Origin of the sequence: Sphingopyxis sp. P1IMeth2 (assembly GCF_900185685.1) — a bacterium.
GTDB lineage: Bacteria > Pseudomonadota > Alphaproteobacteria > Sphingomonadales > Sphingomonadaceae > Sphingopyxis > Sphingopyxis terrae_A.
Window position 1 is genome coordinate 393,922 of sequence record NZ_FYAT01000014.1, and the last position, 18,004, is coordinate 411,925.

24 protein-coding genes and 1 pseudogene are annotated in these 18,004 nt (G+C 66.3%); 11 read left to right on the forward strand and 14 right to left on the reverse strand.

From position 1 onward, the window contains the following. Nucleotides 1-31 precede the first annotated feature (31 nt). Genes P1IM2_RS15385 through P1IM2_RS15395 form a run of 3 tightly spaced genes read right to left on the reverse strand, consistent with a single transcriptional unit; the run spans nucleotide 32 to nucleotide 2,692 of the window. Nucleotides 32-1,159 carry an acyltransferase family protein gene (locus tag P1IM2_RS15385; RefSeq protein ID WP_062900755.1) on the reverse strand — a complete coding sequence of 376 codons (1,128 nt, stop codon included), beginning with the start codon at nucleotides 1,157-1,159 and terminating at the stop codon, nucleotides 32-34. Continuing rightward, the gene (locus P1IM2_RS15390) at nucleotides 1,156-2,514 is read right to left on the reverse strand and encodes a putative O-glycosylation ligase, exosortase A system-associated (protein ID WP_062900754.1); all 1,359 of its coding nucleotides are present in this window, start codon (nucleotides 2,512-2,514) and stop codon (nucleotides 1,156-1,158) included. The genes P1IM2_RS15385 and P1IM2_RS15390 overlap by 4 nt, the downstream gene beginning before the upstream one ends. Further along, nucleotides 2,507-2,692: a hypothetical protein gene (locus P1IM2_RS15395; RefSeq protein ID WP_003038799.1), complete on the reverse strand. Its 186-nt coding sequence runs from the start codon at nucleotides 2,690-2,692 to the stop codon at nucleotides 2,507-2,509. Before P1IM2_RS15395 ends, P1IM2_RS15390 begins: the two co-directional genes overlap by 8 nt. Nucleotides 2,693-2,796: 104 nt before the next feature. Between P1IM2_RS15395 and P1IM2_RS15400 the strand changes: the two genes are divergently transcribed. From P1IM2_RS15400 to lepA, 3 genes are all read left to right on the forward strand, one after another. Beyond that, entirely contained in the window at nucleotides 2,797-4,020 is a 1,224-nt protein-coding gene (locus P1IM2_RS15400) for a TIGR04063 family PEP-CTERM/XrtA system glycosyltransferase (RefSeq protein WP_062902982.1), read from the forward strand. A 45-nt stretch (nucleotides 4,021-4,065) separates the two neighbouring features. Further along, on the forward strand, nucleotides 4,066-4,992 hold the full coding sequence (locus tag P1IM2_RS15405; RefSeq protein ID WP_186402967.1) for a hypothetical protein: 927 nt from the start codon (nucleotides 4,066-4,068) through the stop codon (nucleotides 4,990-4,992). Nucleotides 4,993-5,366: 374 nt separating this feature from the next. Beyond that, complete coding sequence (gene lepA / locus P1IM2_RS15410) at nucleotides 5,367-7,190, forward strand: translation elongation factor 4 (protein WP_058812482.1); 1,824 nt, start codon at nucleotides 5,367-5,369, stop codon at nucleotides 7,188-7,190. A gap of 9 nt (nucleotides 7,191-7,199) precedes the next feature. Here lepA and P1IM2_RS15415 read toward each other — a convergent pair whose 3' ends face one another. Further along, complete coding sequence (locus P1IM2_RS15415) at nucleotides 7,200-7,550, reverse strand: helix-turn-helix domain-containing protein (protein ID WP_186402968.1); 351 nt, start codon at nucleotides 7,548-7,550, stop codon at nucleotides 7,200-7,202. Nucleotides 7,551-7,730: 180 nt separating this feature from the next. Between P1IM2_RS15415 and P1IM2_RS15420 the strand changes: the two genes are divergently transcribed. Further along, nucleotides 7,731-8,357: a GNAT family N-acetyltransferase gene (locus P1IM2_RS15420; RefSeq protein WP_062900751.1), complete on the forward strand. Its 627-nt coding sequence runs from the start codon at nucleotides 7,731-7,733 to the stop codon at nucleotides 8,355-8,357. Nucleotides 8,358-8,597: 240 nt separating this feature from the next. Here the strand turns inward: P1IM2_RS15420 and P1IM2_RS15425 are convergent, their stop codons facing one another. From P1IM2_RS15425 to P1IM2_RS15435, 3 genes are all read right to left on the reverse strand, one after another. Beyond that, nucleotides 8,598-8,873 (reverse strand): hypothetical protein, encoded by a 276-nt coding sequence (locus P1IM2_RS15425; RefSeq protein ID WP_062900750.1) that lies wholly within the window; start codon nucleotides 8,871-8,873, stop codon nucleotides 8,598-8,600. Nucleotides 8,874-9,057: 184 nt separating this feature from the next. Beyond that, nucleotides 9,058-9,357, reverse strand: a complete 300-nt coding sequence (locus P1IM2_RS15430; protein WP_003038785.1) for a DUF1153 domain-containing protein — start codon at nucleotides 9,355-9,357, stop codon at nucleotides 9,058-9,060. 2 nt (nucleotides 9,358-9,359) lie between these two features. After that, nucleotides 9,360-9,743 carry a hypothetical protein gene (locus P1IM2_RS15435; protein WP_062769927.1) on the reverse strand — a complete coding sequence of 128 codons (384 nt, stop codon included), beginning with the start codon at nucleotides 9,741-9,743 and terminating at the stop codon, nucleotides 9,360-9,362. Between the two features lie 144 nt (nucleotides 9,744-9,887). Here P1IM2_RS15435 and mnmA point away from each other — a divergent pair, with 144 nt between their 5' ends. The 5 genes from mnmA (at nucleotide 9,888) to P1IM2_RS15460 (ending at nucleotide 12,875) form a co-directional block, all read left to right on the forward strand. Continuing rightward, complete coding sequence (gene mnmA, locus P1IM2_RS15440; RefSeq protein WP_186402969.1) at nucleotides 9,888-11,030, forward strand: tRNA 2-thiouridine(34) synthase MnmA; 1,143 nt, start codon at nucleotides 9,888-9,890, stop codon at nucleotides 11,028-11,030. A gap of 57 nt (nucleotides 11,031-11,087) precedes the next feature. Next, the gene (locus tag P1IM2_RS15445; protein ID WP_062900749.1) at nucleotides 11,088-11,504 is read left to right on the forward strand and encodes a hypothetical protein; all 417 of its coding nucleotides are present in this window, start codon (nucleotides 11,088-11,090) and stop codon (nucleotides 11,502-11,504) included. A 106-nt stretch (nucleotides 11,505-11,610) separates the two neighbouring features. Further along, nucleotides 11,611-11,751 (forward strand): hypothetical protein, encoded by a 141-nt coding sequence (locus P1IM2_RS15450; RefSeq protein WP_186402970.1) that lies wholly within the window; start codon nucleotides 11,611-11,613, stop codon nucleotides 11,749-11,751. A gap of 34 nt (nucleotides 11,752-11,785) precedes the next feature. Further along, nucleotides 11,786-12,484, forward strand: a complete 699-nt coding sequence (locus tag P1IM2_RS15455) for a DsbA family oxidoreductase (protein WP_186402971.1) — start codon at nucleotides 11,786-11,788, stop codon at nucleotides 12,482-12,484. An 88-nt stretch (nucleotides 12,485-12,572) separates the two neighbouring features. After that, nucleotides 12,573-12,875, forward strand: coding sequence for a hypothetical protein (locus tag P1IM2_RS15460; protein WP_062900747.1), 303 nt, complete (start codon nucleotides 12,573-12,575; stop codon nucleotides 12,873-12,875). A gap of 12 nt (nucleotides 12,876-12,887) precedes the next feature. On the opposite strand, the gene P1IM2_RS15465 is transcribed toward P1IM2_RS15460, so the two are convergent. Continuing rightward, nucleotides 12,888-13,367 carry a DsrE family protein gene (locus P1IM2_RS15465; RefSeq protein WP_260834172.1) on the reverse strand — a complete coding sequence of 160 codons (480 nt, stop codon included), beginning with the start codon at nucleotides 13,365-13,367 and terminating at the stop codon, nucleotides 12,888-12,890. Nucleotides 13,368-14,115: 748 nt separating this feature from the next. Between P1IM2_RS15465 and P1IM2_RS18985 the strand changes: the two are divergent. Beyond that, nucleotides 14,116-14,364 (forward strand): annotated as a pseudogene (locus tag P1IM2_RS18985) (thermonuclease family protein); the annotation flags it as partial. On the opposite strand, the gene P1IM2_RS15475 reads toward P1IM2_RS18985, so the two are convergent. Further along, the gene (locus P1IM2_RS15475; protein ID WP_186402973.1) at nucleotides 14,361-15,035 is read right to left on the reverse strand and encodes a hypothetical protein; all 675 of its coding nucleotides are present in this window, start codon (nucleotides 15,033-15,035) and stop codon (nucleotides 14,361-14,363) included. The pseudogene P1IM2_RS18985 and the gene P1IM2_RS15475 overlap by 4 nt on opposite strands. A gap of 154 nt (nucleotides 15,036-15,189) precedes the next feature. Here P1IM2_RS15475 and P1IM2_RS15480 point away from each other — a divergent pair, with 154 nt between their 5' ends. Then, nucleotides 15,190-15,447, forward strand: coding sequence for a DUF2171 domain-containing protein (locus P1IM2_RS15480; protein ID WP_062900741.1), 258 nt, complete (start codon nucleotides 15,190-15,192; stop codon nucleotides 15,445-15,447). Nucleotides 15,448-15,544: 97 nt separating this feature from the next. On the opposite strand, the gene P1IM2_RS15485 is transcribed toward P1IM2_RS15480, so the two are convergent. From P1IM2_RS15485 to P1IM2_RS15505, 5 genes are all read right to left on the reverse strand, one after another. Next, entirely contained in the window at nucleotides 15,545-15,886 is a 342-nt protein-coding gene (locus P1IM2_RS15485; protein ID WP_186402974.1) for a TraR/DksA family transcriptional regulator, read from the reverse strand. Further along, nucleotides 15,883-16,131: a YdcH family protein gene (locus tag P1IM2_RS15490; RefSeq protein ID WP_062900739.1), complete on the reverse strand. Its 249-nt coding sequence runs from the start codon at nucleotides 16,129-16,131 to the stop codon at nucleotides 15,883-15,885. Before P1IM2_RS15490 ends, P1IM2_RS15485 begins: the two co-directional genes overlap by 4 nt. 172 nt (nucleotides 16,132-16,303) lie before the next feature. Next, nucleotides 16,304-16,756 (reverse strand): hypothetical protein, encoded by a 453-nt coding sequence (locus P1IM2_RS15495; RefSeq protein WP_186402975.1) that lies wholly within the window; start codon nucleotides 16,754-16,756, stop codon nucleotides 16,304-16,306. A 138-nt stretch (nucleotides 16,757-16,894) separates the two neighbouring features. Then, entirely contained in the window at nucleotides 16,895-17,044 is a 150-nt protein-coding gene (locus P1IM2_RS15500) for a hypothetical protein (protein ID WP_162928312.1), read from the reverse strand. Between the two features lie 120 nt (nucleotides 17,045-17,164). After that, nucleotides 17,165-17,734: a DUF4440 domain-containing protein gene (locus P1IM2_RS15505; protein WP_062900737.1), complete on the reverse strand. Its 570-nt coding sequence runs from the start codon at nucleotides 17,732-17,734 to the stop codon at nucleotides 17,165-17,167. Between the last annotated feature and the right edge of the window lie 270 nt (nucleotides 17,735-18,004).

Below are 18,004 nucleotides of genomic sequence, written 5' to 3' on the forward strand. Positions count from 1 at the left end.
TGGTTCCCTCCGCCGGCGCAGCGGGCAGGCGTCAGCTTTGGCGGGTTTGCGCCTGCCGCCCGGCCGCCAGCCGCGACAAGAGAGCGTCGCCGCCGCGCTGGACGATCCGCCGCGCCGGGACTTCCAGCCAGCGGTGGAGCAGGTGTGAGACGGCGAGCGTCAGCGCGACGAAGGCGGCGATCTTTATCGGCGCGACCATCGCCGGATCGTCGACAAGGACCAGCTTGAACAGGATCCACAGGAAGAAGTGCGACAGATAGACAGCGTAGCTGATGTCGCCGAGCCACTGGGCGAGCCGTCCCGACAGCAGCGGATGCGGTGCGAGCGACGCCTGGAGCGCGGTGATGACGACCGCCGCCATCGCCAGCGGGATCGCCGCAGGCTGGGGCAGGCCGGCGAACAGGATCAGCGCCGCGAGCAGCGCGAAGATCGCCGCGGTCGCATATATGACCCGGCTCCCGTCGCCGCGCGCGCGCTGCGCCGTCCACCACTGGCAGAGCGCGACCCCGAGGAAGAATTCGGCGAGGCAGCGGACGAGGCCGGTCGCCGCGATATCGTCGCCGATCCCCGCGCGCCCCGTCGCGGCGAACCAGCCGCCGAGCGCTGCCGCGAGCAGCAGCGCGAAGAGCGGAAAGCTCCACCGCCCCGCGGGCAATCGCGCCGCCCAGCCGCCGGTCGCGGCGAGCAGCAGATAGGCCGCCCATTCGGTCGAGATCGACCAGGCCGGGTCGTTCCAGCGCAGATCGGCGGTGAAGCCCCAATTCTGGACCAGCAGCGCGTGCGCGGGCAGCGTGGCAAAGCCGTAATGCGGCCCCGGATCGCGCCCGCTGGCGAGCAGCGCGACCGCGAACAGCGCCATCGCCGCCAGGATCGCGAGATGCAGCGGAAAGATACGCGCGATGCGGCGGACCAGAAAGCGCGGCGCGGCGCGCGTCCCCTCGGCAACGAACGCCGGACCGTAATTCCACCACAGCACGAAGCCCGACAGGACGAAGAAGAGATCGACCGCAAGATAGCCGTGCGCGAAACCGTCGATGACCGCGCCGTGCAGATAGCCCGCCATGCCGCCCCGGATATGATAGAACAGCACCGCGAGCGCCGCAAAGCCGCGCACCCCGGTCAGCGTCGGCAGCATGCGGGGCTTTTGCGCCGCGATCATGCGGCAAATCCCTGCGCGCGCGGCCGCATCCAGTTGCGTCCCGATTCCTGCTCGCGGCGGCGGCAATAGGTCGACAGCCCGATTTCGAGCGCCAGCATCATGTAGATGAAAGGCTGGAACGCGATTCCGACGAACAGCGACCCGACCATATAGACGATATGGCCGTGCTGGAGCGCGGTCGCGAGCGGCGCGATCCATTGCTCCTCGGCGCGGCGTGTCTTGAGGTAACGGCGGCGCACCCGCTCCATCTGGACGATGCCGGTGATGTGGAGCAGCAGCCACAGCAGCGTGCCGGGATAGCCCTGTTCGCCCAGCATTTCGAAATAGGCCGAATGATAGGCGCGCGACTGTTCGTCATGGATCACCGGATCGCCCGCGCCCGGACGACCCGCATCGGCGTTCGACCCGGTGGTTTCGACGCGCAGACGGTTCTGCATATAGGCCTCGAACCCGCCGCCGAACGGATGGTCCTTCGCATAGTCCCACGTCCACGCCCACACCGCGACGCGCGTCGATGCCGACTGGTCGGTGCGATAATCCTGCAGCGTTTCCATGCGCTGGGTATAGCTTTGCGGCAGGAAGGGGATCGCCGCGGCGACGAGCAGCACCGCCCCCATGATATATAGCAGCCGGTGCTTGACTGCGCGCAGCGACAGCAGCGCGAGCACGCCGAGGCAGATCAGCCCCGTGCGCGCCTGCGTCCCGACCGGCAGCAGCATGCAGGCAAAGCAGAGCGCGAAGCAGAACAGCGAGACGCGCCAGTCGGGCGGAAAGACGGTGCCGTGGCGGCGGAACCACAGGATCGCGGGGATGATCGACACCGCGACCGTCGACATGGTGCTGCCTTCGTACAGGCCGTAATTTTCGGACAGCAGCAGTTGCAGTTCGCCATAGCCGCCGCCGCCCGCCGCGGTCTTGATCCCGCCCGCGATCGCGATCGTCGCGGCCGACAGCAGCATGAAGAGCAACAGCGATTCGATGCGCAGCTTCGTGCGCAGCGTCAGCGGCAGGAAGATCGCCCAGACCAGCGCCTTCCAAACCCATCCCCATTTATCGAGCGCCTCGACCGGAAAGTCGGCGCTCATCGTCGTCATCCAGCAATAAAAGAGCAGGATTAGCATCAACGTCTGCCGCCCCGACCAGCGCGTGTCGCGCTTGTCGTCGAAGGCGAGCCAGCCGATGATCGCGAGGATGAAGACGATCAGCGAGATCGGAATCGAATTGATCAGGAAATAGCTGAGCCGCTGCGGTGCGACGATGTCGATGTAGCAAAAGCACAGCACGAACAGGAACGGCTTGCGAAAGCCGACCCCGATGAAGGCGAACAGAAAGGCGACGAAGGCAAGGTCACGCATCGGATCGGCGATCCTCCGCGGCCTCGGCCGCCATCGCCGCCATGCGTTCGGCGTCGCGCTGTTGCTGCCACAGCATGCGCGGGCCGACCTCACGGTCGAGGTCGTCGCGGTGCAGCAGGCGCCAGAGGGCGATCGCCATCAGCACATGCGTCAGGGCAATCGCAAAATTGTCGATCATCTGCTGCGCACCTGGCTTCCCCTCCGGCCCGCAGGCCCGTTTCGGCGGCTTTACCCGATCGGGGTTGACGCGGCGTTAAGGCTTGTATGGCAAAGGCTTGGCCGATGACCCGGATCCTGCACGTCCTTGACCATAGCCTGCCGGCGCACAGCGGCTACACCTTTCGTACCCGGGCGCTGATGAAGGCGCAGGCGGCGAAGGGGTGGGCGGTCGCTGGGGTGACGGGGGTCCGCCATCCCGACCCCGGACCGCCCGTCGAAACAGTCGACGGGCTGACCTTCTATCGCACGCCGCCGATCGCGCCCGCGCGCTCGCCGTGGCGCGAATGGCGCGAAATCGGCGCGCTGGCGGACCGCGTCGCGGCGCTGGTCGACGAATGGCGCCCCGATCTGCTCCACGCCCACTCACCGGTCCTCGACGGGCTCGCGGCGCTGCGCGTCGGCAAACGGCTCGGAATTCCGGTGATCTACGAAATTCGCGCCTTCTGGGAGGATGCCGCGGTCGGTAACGGCACGGGCCGCGAGGGCAGCGCGCGCTATTTTCTGACCCGTCAGCTCGAAAGTCATGCCGTCCGCGCCGCCGACGCCGTCGCGGTGATCTGCGAAGGGCTGCGCGGCGACCTCATCGCGCGCGGGGTGGATCCCGCCAAGATCGTCGTGTCGCCCAACGGCGTCGACCTTGACCTGTTCGGCGACCCGCCGCCGCGCGACGATGCGCTCGCCGCCGACCTCGGCCTCATGCCGGGCGACGCGGTGATCGGCTTCATCGGCAGCTTCTATGATTATGAGGGGATCGACGATCTGATCGCCGCGATGCCCGCGCTCGTCGCTGCCGAACCCGGCGCGCGGCTGCTGCTCGTCGGCGGCGGGCCGATGGAGGCGGCGCTCAAGGCCCAGGCCGCGGCGTCGCCCGTCGCCGACCGCATCCTGTTCGTCGGACGGGTGCCGCACCAGGCGGTCGAGCGCTATTATTCGCTGATCGACATCCTGGCCTATCCGCGCAAGAAGATGCGGCTTACCGATCTCGTCACGCCGCTGAAACCGCTTGAGGCAATGGCGCAGGGCAAGCTCGTCGCCGCATCCGATGTCGGCGGCCACCGTGAACTGATCGCCGACGGCGTCACGGGCACGCTGTTCGCGCCCGACGACCCACCGGCAATCGCCGCGGCCCTTGCCGGGCTGCTGCGCGATCGCGACATCTGGGATGAACGCCGCCGGACCGCGCGGGCGTTCGTCGAGGCCGATCGTAACTGGTCGTCAAACATTTTGCGTTACGAGCCCGTTTACCAGAGATTGTTGCGCCGCGGCGCTGCATCGCTCGCGGCTTGATGATATAGGACAGGCTCCTCTTCGGGAGCGACGGATTTGGACGATATGGACGATAGCGCCGACGGCTCCGACAAGGTTTCGCATCGCAAGGCCCGCGCCGCCGCCTGGATGCGCGCGCTCCGCCCGGCGATGCCGGCGGTCATCGGCGCCGCGGCGCTGACCTTCCTCTTCGCCGCGATCATGCCGATGGCCTGGGTATTCGGCATTGGCTGGAATCTCTATCTCGACCGTCTGTCGGACCTGTTCGTGCCGCCGGTCGGCAATGGCGCCCGTCTCGCGCTGGCGCTTGGCATGGCGCTTGTCGCCGCGCTGGTTGCGGCCTTTGTCGCGCTGCTGATCGCCGAGCCCGAGGCGTCGGGCCTTGCCGCGCTCGGGCGCCGTCTGCGCCGCCGCCAGGAGGCTGTCGACGATGATATTCCGGTGCGCCGCCGCGCCGACCTCCACCCCGATGATCTGCCGCGCGCGCCGCTGCGCGCCGGACGCGACCTTCCCGAACAGGGGCTGGGGCCGGTCGATGCGGCGCCCGAGGTCGCGGCGGACTATCTTCTTGAATATGAACCCGACGCGCTCGCCGGTGTCGATGTCGTCGAGGATGTGGACGCTGTCGAGATCGTCGAAGCGGCCGTGGCACCCTACACGCCGCCCGCAGCCGACGCTGCGCCGGACGAAGAGGATGAACTGATCCTCGCCGATCTTGCGCCCGTCGAGGTTGAAACACCCGGTGACGAACCCTGGCTTCAGCCCGCGAAGATTGCTGGACCGGCGATGCCCGATCCCGCCGACAAATCGCTCGGCGCGATGGTTGCGCGCTTCGAGGCAGGGCTCGCCCGGCGCCGCGAAACCAGGACGGCAACCGCCGCAGTCCCGGTGCCCGATGTCGCCGCCAACGAAGATGCCGACGAAGAAATCGACTTCGCGCTCGAAGCCGCGCTCAGCACTTTGCACCGCCTGAACCGCGGCACGACGGGCTGAACCGCCGCACCCGGCGGCCTGAAATCGCTTTCCTGCATTGTTCCGGCGTGTCAGCCTCGCCGCATGCCTTCCGTGCCATCCTTTCCTGCGCGACCATCGCGGCGGCTGCGGCTTCGCGCCCTACGCACTGCCGCAGCGTCTCCGCCCCGAAACGGCCTGCCCGGTGCAATCGCGCGTGAAGTAGCGCAATTTTCCGCCATTTTTCGAATGGCACCGCGCCGCGGGCATCGCCCGGTCCTGCGGCGCCTTCGGGACGCTGCGAGCGCTGCAATCGCGTGTGAAGTTACACGCTTTTCTGCGCCTTTCGCGCCGGTGGCTGCGCGCGGCTGCGCGGCGGTGCTGACAGCGCGCAATTCCCCTGCTAACGGCGCGCGATGACGACTCCTCTCTCGCATATCCGTAATTTCTCGATCATCGCGCATATCGACCATGGCAAGTCGACGCTCGCCGACCGGCTGATCCAGTTCACTGGCGGGCTGACCGAGCGCGAAATGTCGGCGCAGGTTCTCGACAATATGGACATCGAGAAGGAGCGCGGGATCACGATCAAGGCGCAGACGGTGCGCCTGACGTACAAGGCGCACGACGGCGAAACCTATCAGCTCAATCTGATGGACACGCCCGGCCACGTCGACTTCGCCTATGAAGTCTCGCGCAGCCTGGCGGCGTGCGAGGGCGCGCTGCTCGTCGTCGACGCGGCGCAGGGGGTCGAGGCGCAGACACTCGCCAACGTCTATCAGTCGATCGAGCATGACCATGAAATCGTGCCGGTCATCAACAAGATCGACCTGCCCGCCGCCGACACCGACAAGGTGAAGGCGGAGATCGAGGATATCATCGGCCTGCCCGCCGACGATGCGGTGCTGGCCAGCGCCAAGTCGGGGATCGGCATCGAAGAAACGCTCGAAGCCATCGTCGCCAGGATTCCGCCGCCGAAGGGCGATGCCGCGGCGCCGCTCGTCGCGATGCTCGTCGACAGCTGGTACGACCCTTATCTCGGCGTCGTGATTCTCGTCCGCGTCGTCGACGGGGTGCTGAAAAAGGGTCAGCAGATCAAGTTCATGCAGGCGGGGACGACCCATCTGATCGACCGCGTCGGCTGTTTCACCCCGAAGCGGACCGACCTTGTCGAGATCGGCCCGGGCGAGATCGGTTTCATCACCGCACAGATTAAGGACGTTGCGCAGGCGCGTGTCGGCGATACGGTCACCGACGCCAAAAGGCCCGCCGCGGCGCCGCTACCGGGGTTCAAGGAGGTTCAGCCGGTCGTCTTCTGCGGCCTCTTCCCGACCGATGCCAATGATTTCGAGAAGCTGCGCGAAAGCATCCAGAAGCTGCGGCTCAACGATGCGTCGTTCAGCTTCGAAATGGAGACGAGCGCCGCATTGGGCTTCGGCTTTCGCTGCGGTTTTCTGGGTCTTCTCCACCTCGAGATCATTCAGGAGCGGCTGACCCGCGAATATGACCTCGACCTGATCACCACGGCGCCGTCGGTGGTCTACAAGCTCAAGCTCACCCGGTCGAAGGAAGGCGGCCCCACCGAGATGGAGCTCCACAATCCGGCCGACATGCCCGATCCGAACCGGATCGAGGAAATCGAGGAGCCGTGGATCGAGGCGGTTATCTATGTCCCCGACGAATATCTGGGTTCGATCCTCAAGCTCTGTCAGGACCGCCGCGGCATCCAGAAGAATCTGACCTATGTCGGCGGCCGCGCACAGATCACCTATGAACTGCCGCTCAACGAAGTCGTGTTCGATTTCTACGACCGGTTGAAGAGCATCAGCCGCGGCTATGCCTCGTTCGACTATCACCAGATCGGCCACCGCCCCGGCGATCTCGTCAAGATGAGCATCCTCGTCAACAATGAGCCGGTCGATGCGCTCAGCATGATCGTCCACCGGGGCAGCGCCGAGGCACGCGGGCGCGGGATGTGCGAGCGGCTCAAGGATCTGATCCCGCGCCACATGTTCAAGATCCCGATCCAGGCGGCGATCGGCGGCAAGGTGATCGCGCGCGAAACCATCGCGGCGCTGCGCAAGGACGTCACCGCCAAATGCTATGGCGGCGACGCGACCCGCAAGAAAAAGCTCCTCGAAAAGCAGAAGGAGGGCAAGAAGCGGATGCGCGAATATGGCAACGTCAACATCCCGCAGGAGGCGTTCATCGCGGCGCTGCGAATGGGCGACGACGCCTGAGGGTGCGCGCTACATCTCGATGATGATCTTGACCTTCGCCGGCGTCGTGCCGGCGGCCTCGGCGATCTCGCGGCGCGCCTGCGCGACCAACTGGCCAAGATGCGCCGACTGAGGCGGACCGCCGAGGCCGTTCAGGTCTGCAAGCGGGGTGCCGAGCACATCGGCGAGCCGGCGCAGCCGCGCCGGCTTGGGGCGCGACCGGTCCTGCTCCCAATAGCAGACCGACGTCACCGCAACGCCAAGCTGGCGGGCAATATCCCGCTGCGTCAGCTGCCGCGCCTTGCGCAACTGCGCCAGCCGCCCGCCAAGCGTTTCGGGAAAGGCTGCCGCCCCCGACGTTTTGAGGGGATTGAGATCCATAATATACACGACCCGGCCTTTTTTGCTTTTTGGCCGCCCCGAATATCAAAGCCCGCCACCGGCTACTTTCAACTTCTCACGCAAAAATAAGGGGCTGCACCCTCCGGCAGGAGCGATTGTCTTTCGGCCCGGGCGGCGATAGCTTGCCGAACACCGACGACAGCCGGGAAAGGACGAAGCGTGCACGCTCCCGCAAGGCCGATCGACGACATCGTCGTGCACAGCGTGCTCAACGACGGAACCGCGGTATGCCTGCGGACGATCCGGCCCGACGACGCCGGCCTGCTCCGCGCCGGAATCCAGAAACTCTCGGCCGAATCGCGCTATCTGCGCTTCTTTTCGCCTGCGCCGGCCATGCCCGATGCGGTGATCGAGCGGCTGGTCGATGTCGATGGCCACGACCATATCGCCTGGGGCGCGATTTGCACCGAATGCGAAGGCGAGCCGGCGATCGGTGCGGTTCATGCCGTCCGGCACAAGGCAGGGGCCGGCGGGGGCGAGATGCGTGTCGGCGAATATTCGATCGCAATCCTCGACGCCTTTCACGGCCAGGGCCTCGCCCGGATGATGACCGCGGCGCTGCTCGTCGATTGTCTCGCCGAAGGGTTGACGACGCTCGACGTCAATATCCTGTCCGAAAATCACGCCGCACTGGGGCTGATCAAGGCGATGGGCGGCACGCGCAAGGAGGAATCGCGCGGCGTCGCCGAATATGTGATCGACGTCGCGGCGGCGCTGGAGGCGCTGCGCAGCGACGCGGACGCACGCGGGGTTCAGGATGTGCTGAAGCAGCTCGGTGCCGGATAGGCCGGTGGTCCTCCCCGCCGCCGGGGGTCGCGACCGGCGGCGGGAAGGTGAAGAACGCGGGTGTCGGAGCTCCCGTGTCCCACGCACATCGCTCTAGCGGCGCTGCCATGACGTCACCGTGACCGGCGTCACAGGGGCCAATCTTTTATGTCGCGAACAAGCGAAAGGGCGCCAGCGGCATGCGCTGGCGCCCTTTCCAGGCTGTCCGTGACCCGCGGGGGGCGCAGGTCGGGGACAGTCTTACTTCTTCTGCGTGTCGCCGACGCCGGTTTCGGACGGGGCAACCTCGCCATTGTCGTCCATCGCGTTGGCTTTTTCCTCGCCCATTTCTTCGACCCGGTCGGCCTTGTTTTCCATGGCTTCCTTGGCGGGGCCATCGGGCATGGTGTCGGCCTGATCATCAATGGCGTCGGCCCGCGATTCGGCCTGATCCTCGACACTGTCGGCGGCGGGGCTCTGGCAAGCGCCGAGCGCGAGAGCCGAAGCGGCGGTGAGGGTAAGAGCAATCTTGCGCATTATAACAGTTCTCCCTTGTTACAGGGGGGGCAACGCCGCGCCGCTGGCATCGGTTGCAACAAAATTTGCAAGCCTATGCTTTCGCAATGCTATTTTTTGATTCCACGCCGCTCCTGTCCCGCTCCGACGCAAAAAAGGGGGCGCCCGCAGGCGCCCCCTTCATCATGTATCGCACGCGATGCGATCAGAAGCGCTGCTGGCGCTCGTAAAGATCGCGGTAGTGCTGGATACGCGTGACGCGCAGGCCCGGCATGCCGCTGCGGTCGATCGACCGCTGCCAGCCGGCAAACTCCTCGAGCGTCAGCGAATAGCGCTCGCACGCTTCGTCCACGGTCAACAGGCCGCCATTGACGGCTGCAACCACTTCCGCCTTGCGGCGAACGACCCAGCGCGTGGTGTTCGCAGGCGGCAGACTGTCCAGCGTCAGCGGTTCCCCAAGGGGGCCGATGACCTGGGCGGGCCGGATTTTCTGATTCTCGATCATGCTCATTCCATAAAATCTTCGTCGTGGGGGATCGGCAAAGCCGACGTCCGTGCTTTTATAGAAGAGGGGTTCAGCATCGGCTGAAACCCTCTGGTAAACGCGCTGTTCACAGTTTCGGGCAGCCCGTTCGCTTCGTCGGACAAGTCGAAGAAGCGCGCGGGACGAAGCATTCCGTCGTCCAGTGCCTGCACCCCGCCGCCCAGCATTTCGCGCACCGCGCCGACCGCTGCGGCATGCGATTCGTCGGTCTCGCGCTCGCGCAGCAAGCGAACGGTCGGAAGCGCTGCCTGCCGCGCCCGCGACACCGCGAGCAAAATGTCGAAGCCGGGCTTCGACAGGCTCGTCGCATCGGCTGGATGCGGAAGGTCGGAGGGAAGCAAGTTCATGCTGCCTGTCTAGCGCGTGCGGCCTAAGGTCCAGTAAATGCCCATTTCATCGCTTGTTAGCGAAGCTTAACTCGCGTCAATATCTTGACACCCGCCGCGGAAAAGCTGGCATTTTGCCTGATCGCTCCCTAGATGGCGCGCATCATGGCAACCGTAATTTCACCCGCGGGCCTCGCCCAGGCCGACTTCCAGCTCGCCGGTCCGTTAAAGGATCGGCGAATCGTGGTCGCGATGTCGGGCGGAGTCGATTCGAGCGTCGTCGCCGCGCTTGCCGCGCGGTCGGGCGCCGAGGTGATCGGCGTGACGCTGCAACTTTACGACCATGGCGCCAAGGCCAAGCGCGTCGGGGCTTGCTGCGCGGGGCAGGATATTCGTGACGCCCGCGCGGTCGCCGACCGGCTTGGCTTCGCCCATTATGTCCACGACCATGAAAGCCGCTTCCGCGATACGGTGATCGATCAGTTCGCCGACGAATATCTCGCGGGCCGGACTCCGATCCCGTGCGTCCGTTGCAACATGGGTGTGAAATTCACCGATCTTTTCCAGCTCGCGCGAGATCTGGGTGCCGATTGCCTTGCGACCGGCCATTATGTCCGCCGCATCATGGGGTCGGCCGGTGCCGAGCTGCACCGGGCGGTCGATCCCGCCCGCGACCAAAGCTATTTCCTCTTCGCCACCACGCAGGAGCAGCTCGACTTTCTGCGTTTCCCGCTCGGCGGGCTCGAAAAGAGCGTGGTGCGCGAAATCGCCCGAGATCTTGGCCTTGGCGTCGCGGGCAAACCCGACAGCCAGGATATCTGTTTCGTCCCCGACGGCGACTATACGACGCTGGTGCGCAAGCTGCGTCCGGAGGCGGAAGATCGCGGCGAGATCGTGCATATCGACGGCACGGTGCTGGGCGCTCACAAGGGGCTTATCCATTATACGGTCGGCCAACGCCGCGGCATCGACATCGGCGGGCAGACCGAACCACTTTATGTCATACGCCTCGATGCGGCGACAACGCGCGTCATCGTGGGGCCGCGCCGCGCGCTGGCCGTCGCAGGCGCGCGGATCGGCGAAGCGAACTGGCTTGCCGAGGTCGATCGTCGCCCGGTTCTGGCAAAGGTGCGCAGCATGGCGAAGCCCGTGCCGGCGCAGATGAACGGCGACCGGCTGGTCTTCGCCGCGCCCGAATATGGCGTTGCGCCCGGCCAGGCGGCGGTGCTCTATGATGCAGCCGAACCCACGCGCGTACTCGGCGGCGGCTGGATAGAGGAAAGCTTCGCGGCCGAGCCGACGGAATAGATTGCACTTTCTGTCCCGATGCCGCAGCTTCGGCGCTAAGCAAGGGGAGAGACGATCATGGTCAATTGGGTGTTGCGCGGCGCGGTCCTGCTCTGGGCGCTGCTCTTTTTCATCGTCGGCATTCGCGGCGTGTTGAACCCTGCCAGCTTTACCGAAACCTTCGGAATCATTGCCGATGGCGTCGCCGCGAACACGGTGCGTGCCGACATGTCGGCCTTTTTCCTCGTGGCCGCCGGTGGCGCGGCGCTCGGGGGGCTGCTGCGCGGCTGGTCGCGCGCGCTGCTGGTTCCCGCTGCGCTTTACGGCACTGCGCTAGTCGGCCGCCTGATCGGGGTGGCGAGCGGCGACATGGTCAATGGCGGCATCGTGCAGGCGATGATTATCGAAGCCTTGTCGGTCGGCCTGATGATCACGGCCTATTATATGCTCTCGCGCGCCTCGGCTGCGGCTTCGGGGGTCGAGATTTCGTCATAATGAGCTGATCGGTAACGAGAAATTCGGTCCTGTTGTGTTGCGGGCCGGTTTATGCGTAAATTAATATCGGGTCGCGCTTCTGTTTCCTGTGTGAAAGGGGCCGCACATGACATCCGATGACGACAAGCGGGACCGTTCGGACCGGCGCCAGAGCGATCGGCGCGTCGCGGACGATCCCGACTACAATGGCCCCGAGCGCCGTCAGGGCGACCGGCGGTCGGGCAAGGAACGCCGTACCGGGGGCTGACCGATCCGGCAGGCTGGCGGCACGGTTCAGGAGAATGACCGTGACCCGAACAGAATTGCCGCGCCTCAGCGTTGATATCGTGTCCGACGTGATGTGCCCCTGGTGCATTATCGGCTGGCTGAAGTTTCAGAAGGTCATGGCGCATTTTGAGGGACGGTTGGCCTTCCGTGTCCAATGGCACCCTTTCGAACTCAATCCGCACATGCCCCCCGAGGGCGAAGACGCGGTCGAACACGTCATCCGGAAATACGGGATTACCCAAGCACAGAGCCGGGCCAATAGCGGGCGACTGGCGGCGATTGCGGCCGACCTCGGCTTTGCATTCAATCGGGGGCCGGGTTTTCGGATGCGCAACAGCTTCGATGCGCATCGTTTGCTCACCTGGGCCGGAGCGTTGGAAGAGTCCGATCAGGCGGCAGCGACCGGCGTTCAGACCGCGCTGAAACTCGCGCTGTTCCGCGCCCATTTCACCGACAATCGCGACGTCGGCGATCCCGCCGTCCTGATCGATGTCGCGGCCTCGGTCGGACTCGACGCGGCTCGCGCCGCCGCGATTCTGGACGGCGACGACTATGCCGAGATGGTGCGGATGGAAGAGGCTTATTGGGCAGACAATAATGTCACCGGCGTTCCGGCCTTCATCCTTGGCGGCCGCATGCTGATCCCTGGTGCACAGGATCCCGAAGCCTTCATTCGGGTCATCGAAAACAAGGTTCTGGCGAGCGCCGCCTGAGGAACTGTCCCCGCCGCACGGGCGTTTTCGATCCATTCCCGCCGCACAGGCTATTGGGGCCGATAGGCGCAATCAAGGAGATGGTTCGATGCCCGCTTCCCCCGACGAAGATGCCCCCGAAATGGTCAACCGCGAACAGGATGACGAACCCGCACAGGCGCAAACTGTCGCCGCGGCGGCGCGGCAGGCGCGTCCCCTCGAAGACAGCCGGAAAGTGCCCGCGCGCGACGAGGGCGACGACGCGCAGGATCTGGTCGATCATATGCGGCAGATGGAACGATCGGGCCGCATCGACATGGACGCCTATCGCGGCGAACGCAGCGACGATGACGAGGATGACGAATTGGGACCGGGCGGGGTAGAAGACGACGAACCGCGCGGCGCTCCCTGAATATCGGCGGTACTAAAAGGGATTGAGCGTATAGCCCTGCTGCTGAAGCAGCGCGTGGGCGGTCATCGCCGATAATGCCAGTTCGACGCCCGGGAGCAGATCGGTCTTTTTGACGCCCTGTCCCGCCGCGCTTTGGCCGCACACGATAATACGGACACCGGCCTTGATCAGGGCATCGACAAGCGCGGCGTTGGGATTTTCTGCGCTGGGATACTTACGCCCATAGGCTTCGGCGCCCGCCACATCGAAGGTTGCGGGGCCATGCACGACAATTGCGAGATGGATGCGTTCCGCCAGTACCCCGGCTTCGACCTGCATGTTGAGAAAGCGGGCGGCCGATTCCAGCGTGCGATTGAGTGTCGCCTCTTTCGCCGTGGCAACGTCGAACGCGATGTGAAATTCGGTTCCGGCGGGAATGCGCATATCGGCGTCGGTGACACTTGCGACCTTGCCGAACGCCGGGATGGCCGTACCGCTATGAAAAGATGCCATCGGGTCGGGCGACGCCTTACCCATATCAGCGGCATGCAACGGCGACAGAAGGGCAAGGCCGGCAACAGCGAAGGCAAGCGCGAGCGGGCGGGACGGTGACATCGTGAGGTTCCTCTCGGATCGGGATTGATGGCGCAGCCTACCGTTCCGCTTCAGGCTGCACCAGCCCGCGAGCCCGTCAATCGCGCCGTTTGCGCATCATATCCGCCGTCGCGAGGCCGCCGACGACGACGATGAAGCTCACCATCATCAGCGCGAAAAGAAGAACGGGGGTTTGGGTCAAGGGATCGGTCATGTCTGGGGCTCCTTGGTGGTTCGGAAGCCCTGACATGAATGAGCGGCGGCGCGGCGGCATTGATCCTGATCAATGTGGCGCCGCAGTGGCGGCGTCTGCCGGTCGTCGCTGGCGGTTCGGACCGCACTCGTCATTACTTTGGTATGCCTGCGCTGGCAAATTCGCCTGCATGCCGCACCCGACAGATATCCGTTCCGCTTCGTGTCGTCGCCGTATCCGCGCCCGCCGATCTGGGGGGGTGTGGGTGCTGGTGGCGGCAGCCGGAGCCTTTGCGGGAACTTTGGCGGCTTGCAGATGCAGGCATCCGCGCCGGCCCACGCCGAGCTGTCATGGCCCACTGCCGCGCCGGAACCGCATTCGGCGCATTTCGGATTTTGTCATACCGGAGGCGGGCGCAATTGCGTCGTCGATGGCGACACCTTCTGGTTCGAGGGCTAGAAATACCGCCTCGCCGACATCGACACCCCGGAGACGCATCCGCCGCGTTGCGCGCAGGAGGCGCGTTTGGGGACGCAGGCGACCGAGCGGCTGCGCGATTGGCTCAATTCCGGGGCCTTCCGGCTCGAAGAAAACGGACGCGACAGCGATCGTTACGGGCGCAAGCTGCGCATCGCCACCCGCGACGGGGTGAGCGTGGGCAGCGTGCTCATCGATGCGGGGCTGGCGCGGCCGTGGGAAGGGTATCGGCGCCCGTGGTGCTAGTCGCCGCCGGGCGCAGGGGGTAAGGCCTCGCGCAGCGGCTTGTTCGGTCCTGCAAGCTGCGCGTCGAGATCGTCGGCCAGCAATTGCGCGACGGGGTCGTCGCGGCGCGCGCGCAGCGTATCGCGGCGATCGGTCAGCGCCGCCGCGCGCTCGGCTTCAGGCAGCGCCATCACCTCGAGGTAAAAGCGCACCGCGGTAAGCCACGGCGCGTCGTCGCCGGGCACATCTTCGGCCCAGCGCGAGAAGGGGCCGCCCGCCGGCCCCCATTCTCCATCGTGGCGGTCAAGGAAGAAAAGCAGGCGCGAGCCGAGCGGCACCATGTAGCGGACGCAGCCGCCGATATAGGCGAGCGGATGGGCGTGCTGGAGCTCGTAGGGATTGCTGAGCGTGGCGAAGCGGCCGGTGGCGAGCGCGATCGGAAGCGTCTTCGGCGCGTCGGCAAGATTGCCCTTGAGCGCCGCGATCGGCCGGATGTCGAGGCGCATGTTGTCGGGGGCGCCGGCCGCGTCCATCGGGGTGCCGCCGGTGACGGTGGCGAGGAGGACCAACTCGGCTTCGGCGGTCAGTTCCATGTTGGTCGGCACCGCATAGCCTGGCGCGGGCGAGCAGGCGGCGGCGGGAAGCGGCGTGGCGAGGCAGGCGAAAACAGCGAGGAGAAGGGGGAAGCGCATGGCGGCCAGGCTAGCCCGCGTGTCGCCGCTTGGAAAGCCGGCGCGGTTTCGGAGCGCTTCGTCCAAGCCGATGGACCCGACTCGGCGCCCCATGCGTATCAACCCCGTCGCGGCCGCCGGATCAGCTGGCGACGGCGCGGCAAGGAGAAGAACCATGGCCGAACACGATCATAGCGCTATCAAGGAGCATATGGCCGTCATCGGCGCCGACGGCGTCCATGTCGGTACCGTTGATCATGTCGATGGCGAACGCATCAAGCTGACCAAGGCCGACAGCCCCCAGGCCGAAGATGGCGAAGGCGCCGGGCACCATTATCTGCCCGCCGGCCTCGTCGCCGCGGTCGAAGGCGATACGGTGCGCCTGTCGGCGACCGCCGCCAATGCGGCCGATTTGTTCGAAGAGGCGGATTGACCGACACCCCGATAACAGATGGCCGGGACGCAATCGGGCGCCCGGCACCGAAACTGGCCCGCCCAGCTGCCTCCGGGCGGGCCATTTCATGTGCGCATCAGGCCGAAAGCTTGCGCGCGCATTCGATGCAGAGCGCCGCCTCGGGCTTGGCGGCGAGCCGTTCCTCGCCGATATCCTTGCCGCAGCTGGTGCAGATGCCGTAGCTCCCTTCGTCGATGCGGGCGATCGCCGCCGTCACCGCCGCGACTTGGCGCGCCAGCAGCGCATCCTCGCTCGCCAGCGCATCGTCATCCTCGCGCTCGATCGCTGCATCTTCGGCGTCGGCGCTGATCGGCGCGGTAAGGTCGGCGGCGACCCCCGCCCCGCGCGCTCTGAGGTCGGCGAGGCGCAGGATCAGCCTGGTGCGCACCGAGGCGAAGCTGTCACCGCCGCGGCTCATGTCGTCTGCTCCGCCGCGATGATCGCGGCGATCTCGTCGAGCAGCGCCAGCCGCTGCCGCTTCAGTTCCTCGGCATGTTCGTCGGACACCGGCTCGACTTCGCTCTCGGCGCGGTGGATGGCGCGGTTGACGACATGGTAGTGCTCCGCCAGCGCCGCAAAATGTGCGTCGCTTTCCTTGAGCCGGTGGATTGCCGCGGCATCGTCGGGAAATGCGTCGGCCAGTTCGTGGGGGGTATGCGACATGGGGCCTTCCTCCTGCTTCGATAATCCGCCGATCTTACCCCCAATGCGCCGGCGTGCATTGCGCTGAGTCAAAAACGGAGCCGGGGCACATCGCCCGGCTCCGTTCCGGTCGCCGTCCCGCGACCCACGGGACGGCGATCATCGATTGTGGCCCCGAAAGGCCGACAGCGTTTCAGCGCGCTTCTGCGGCACCCGCCGCGCGGACCGACAGATCGGCCTTGGGCAGCTTCGTCACCAGCGGCCCGGTCACGCTGTCGGCCTGGCTGTAGAGCGCCGAAAGCGGGGCATTGTAGAGCTTGCCGCCGTCGACGACGATCGCATTGTCGCCGTCGATACCCTGCACCGTGCCGATGCTCGCGCCCTTGGCGTCGGTCACCTGTGCACCGGCGCGCACCTGTTCGCGCGTTGCGAGCGTCAGCTTCGCCGAATCGACCGCATCGTTCGCGGCGCCATCGACGCTGGCGACCGTCTGGCCGACGCGGTCGGTCACGCCGCCGACGGTGGTCGCGGGATCGAGTGCGGCGCCCGCGTTGACATTGGCCGCGCCGCCAAGGCCGACCTGCGCGACGGCGGGAACGGCGACGATCGCGGCACTAGCGGCGAGCGTCATAACGGTCTTGCGCATCGGGTTTCTCCTTATTGTCCGATCAAGGCCGCCCGGAGGGGGGAAGGGGAGATGGACGGCCTTGCCGACGACAAACCGGCGCGCCGGGCGTTCGTTGCCGCACGGGCGGCGGATCGACCGGCGCGCGCGACGGAGCGATCAGGCGGGGGTGGGCCGCCGCGCGATCAGCTTGTTGAGCGTCGCGATCCGCCGCCGAGCCGCGCTCCAGTCGCGTTCGGGATGCGCCGCGATCTGGCGGAGGAGAGTGCCGAGTTCCTTGCGACGGTCGCCTTCGGTCACGGGTTGCATGGGCTTTCTCCTTTCAGGCGCGCAGCATAGCATGGCGGCGGCCCGCCTGCGCACCGCTCACCCCGCGGGCGGGGCGGACCGGCTGGCGGCGCGCGGTCCCGGATTCGGAAGAACGACGGATCAGTCGGCCGCGGTCGGGGGATAGGGGGCAGCCGCGCCGTGGTCGTAGCTCAGGCTTTCCGACAGGCGGAAGCGGCCTTCGGCGGGCATCCATTGCCAGACGTGCATGTAGCGCGCGCCGCCGACCATGTCCCAGCGCGCGTCCTTGGCATTCCATTCGAAGAAGACATGCGCCGCCTCTTCGAGTGCGCCCCAGTCGCCGAGCGCGCGGATGACGCGCGATCCGGGGACGAGCAGGCGGCGGTTGCGATAGCCCGCCTGCGCACCGCCGGGCGCGCGTGCGGCGCAATTTTTCTCCATCCCCGCGACGAAATCGGCGCGGTCGGCGATAGCCAGCCCGTCCTTGTCGTGGAGCATCCGGTAATCCGGGGTGAGCAGATCGGGCAGCGCGGCGGGATCGCAGCCTTCGAACACCGCCCAGAACAGCCGCGCATCGTTTGCCGCAATCGCCGCGTCGAGCGCGGCGCCGGTCGGCATCGGCGCGGACTGCGCAGCGACGGCGGGCGGGGGTGCAGGTGGGGCCTGCGGCGCGGGCGCCAGTGCGGCGGCGAGGAGAAGGGCGAGGGACATGGGTCGAAGCTCCTTGCTGTGTTGTTTGTATAATACGGCTGGACTCGGCGGGGCGCAAGCGGCGTGTACGCGATCCCCCCTGCCGCGCAGCGATGGAGAATCGCAGACGGCGCGCAGCGCCAGCGGCTGCTCCGTCAGCCCTTGCGGGCTGCCACCTTGTATCTTGATAATGATGCATAAGCGCGTTTGCGGGAGGGTCCGCTAGCGGACCCTCCCGCGCCGTCTGCGAGCCCGTTGCCACCTAGGTTCTCGAGACCGCTGGGGAGCTTG

What these genes read in the sequence shown, in the direction of transcription:
- P1IM2_RS15465 (WP_260834172.1), bottom strand. Translation starts at nt 13,367, where the DNA reads ATGGCATCTTTTCATAGCGGTACGGCCATCCCGGCGTTCGGCAAGGTC.
- P1IM2_RS15425 (WP_062900750.1), bottom strand. Translation starts at nt 8,873, where the DNA reads ATGCGCAAGATTGCTCTTACCCTCACCGCCGCTTCGGCTCTCGCGCTC.
- P1IM2_RS15395 (WP_003038799.1), bottom strand. Translation starts at nt 2,692, where the DNA reads ATGATCGACAATTTTGCGATTGCCCTGACGCATGTGCTGATGGCGATC.
- P1IM2_RS15485 (WP_186402974.1), bottom strand. Translation starts at nt 15,886, where the DNA reads ATGAGCCGCGGCGGTGACAGCTTCGCCTCGGTGCGCACCAGGCTGATC.
- P1IM2_RS15475 (WP_186402973.1), bottom strand. Translation starts at nt 15,035, where the DNA reads ATGCGCTTCCCCCTTCTCCTCGCTGTTTTCGCCTGCCTCGCCACGCCG.
- P1IM2_RS15455 (WP_186402971.1), top strand. Translation starts at nt 11,786, where the DNA reads ATGACCGTGACCCGAACAGAATTGCCGCGCCTCAGCGTTGATATCGTG.
- P1IM2_RS15435 (WP_062769927.1), bottom strand. Translation starts at nt 9,743, where the DNA reads ATGAACTTGCTTCCCTCCGACCTTCCGCATCCAGCCGATGCGACGAGC.
- lepA (WP_058812482.1), top strand. Translation starts at nt 5,367, where the DNA reads ATGACGACTCCTCTCTCGCATATCCGTAATTTCTCGATCATCGCGCAT.
- P1IM2_RS15505 (WP_062900737.1), bottom strand. Translation starts at nt 17,734, where the DNA reads ATGTCCCTCGCCCTTCTCCTCGCCGCCGCACTGGCGCCCGCGCCGCAG.
- P1IM2_RS15480 (WP_062900741.1), top strand. Translation starts at nt 15,190, where the DNA reads ATGGCCGAACACGATCATAGCGCTATCAAGGAGCATATGGCCGTCATC.
- P1IM2_RS15495 (WP_186402975.1), bottom strand. Translation starts at nt 16,756, where the DNA reads ATGCGCAAGACCGTTATGACGCTCGCCGCTAGTGCCGCGATCGTCGCC.
- P1IM2_RS15400 (WP_062902982.1), top strand. Translation starts at nt 2,797, where the DNA reads ATGACCCGGATCCTGCACGTCCTTGACCATAGCCTGCCGGCGCACAGC.
- P1IM2_RS15500 (WP_162928312.1), bottom strand. Translation starts at nt 17,044, where the DNA reads ATGCAACCCGTGACCGAAGGCGACCGTCGCAAGGAACTCGGCACTCTC.
- P1IM2_RS15415 (WP_186402968.1), bottom strand. Translation starts at nt 7,550, where the DNA reads ATGGATCTCAATCCCCTCAAAACGTCGGGGGCGGCAGCCTTTCCCGAA.
- P1IM2_RS15490 (WP_062900739.1), bottom strand. Translation starts at nt 16,131, where the DNA reads ATGTCGCATACCCCCCACGAACTGGCCGACGCATTTCCCGACGATGCC.
- P1IM2_RS15390 (WP_062900754.1), bottom strand. Translation starts at nt 2,514, where the DNA reads ATGCGTGACCTTGCCTTCGTCGCCTTTCTGTTCGCCTTCATCGGGGTC.
- P1IM2_RS15430 (WP_003038785.1), bottom strand. Translation starts at nt 9,357, where the DNA reads ATGATCGAGAATCAGAAAATCCGGCCCGCCCAGGTCATCGGCCCCCTT.
- P1IM2_RS15450 (WP_186402970.1), top strand. Translation starts at nt 11,611, where the DNA reads ATGACATCCGATGACGACAAGCGGGACCGTTCGGACCGGCGCCAGAGC.
- P1IM2_RS15385 (WP_062900755.1), bottom strand. Translation starts at nt 1,159, where the DNA reads ATGATCGCGGCGCAAAAGCCCCGCATGCTGCCGACGCTGACCGGGGTG.
- P1IM2_RS15445 (WP_062900749.1), top strand. Translation starts at nt 11,088, where the DNA reads ATGGTCAATTGGGTGTTGCGCGGCGCGGTCCTGCTCTGGGCGCTGCTC.
- P1IM2_RS15405 (WP_186402967.1), top strand. Translation starts at nt 4,066, where the DNA reads ATGGACGATAGCGCCGACGGCTCCGACAAGGTTTCGCATCGCAAGGCC.
- P1IM2_RS15460 (WP_062900747.1), top strand. Translation starts at nt 12,573, where the DNA reads ATGCCCGCTTCCCCCGACGAAGATGCCCCCGAAATGGTCAACCGCGAA.
- mnmA (WP_186402969.1), top strand. Translation starts at nt 9,888, where the DNA reads ATGGCAACCGTAATTTCACCCGCGGGCCTCGCCCAGGCCGACTTCCAG.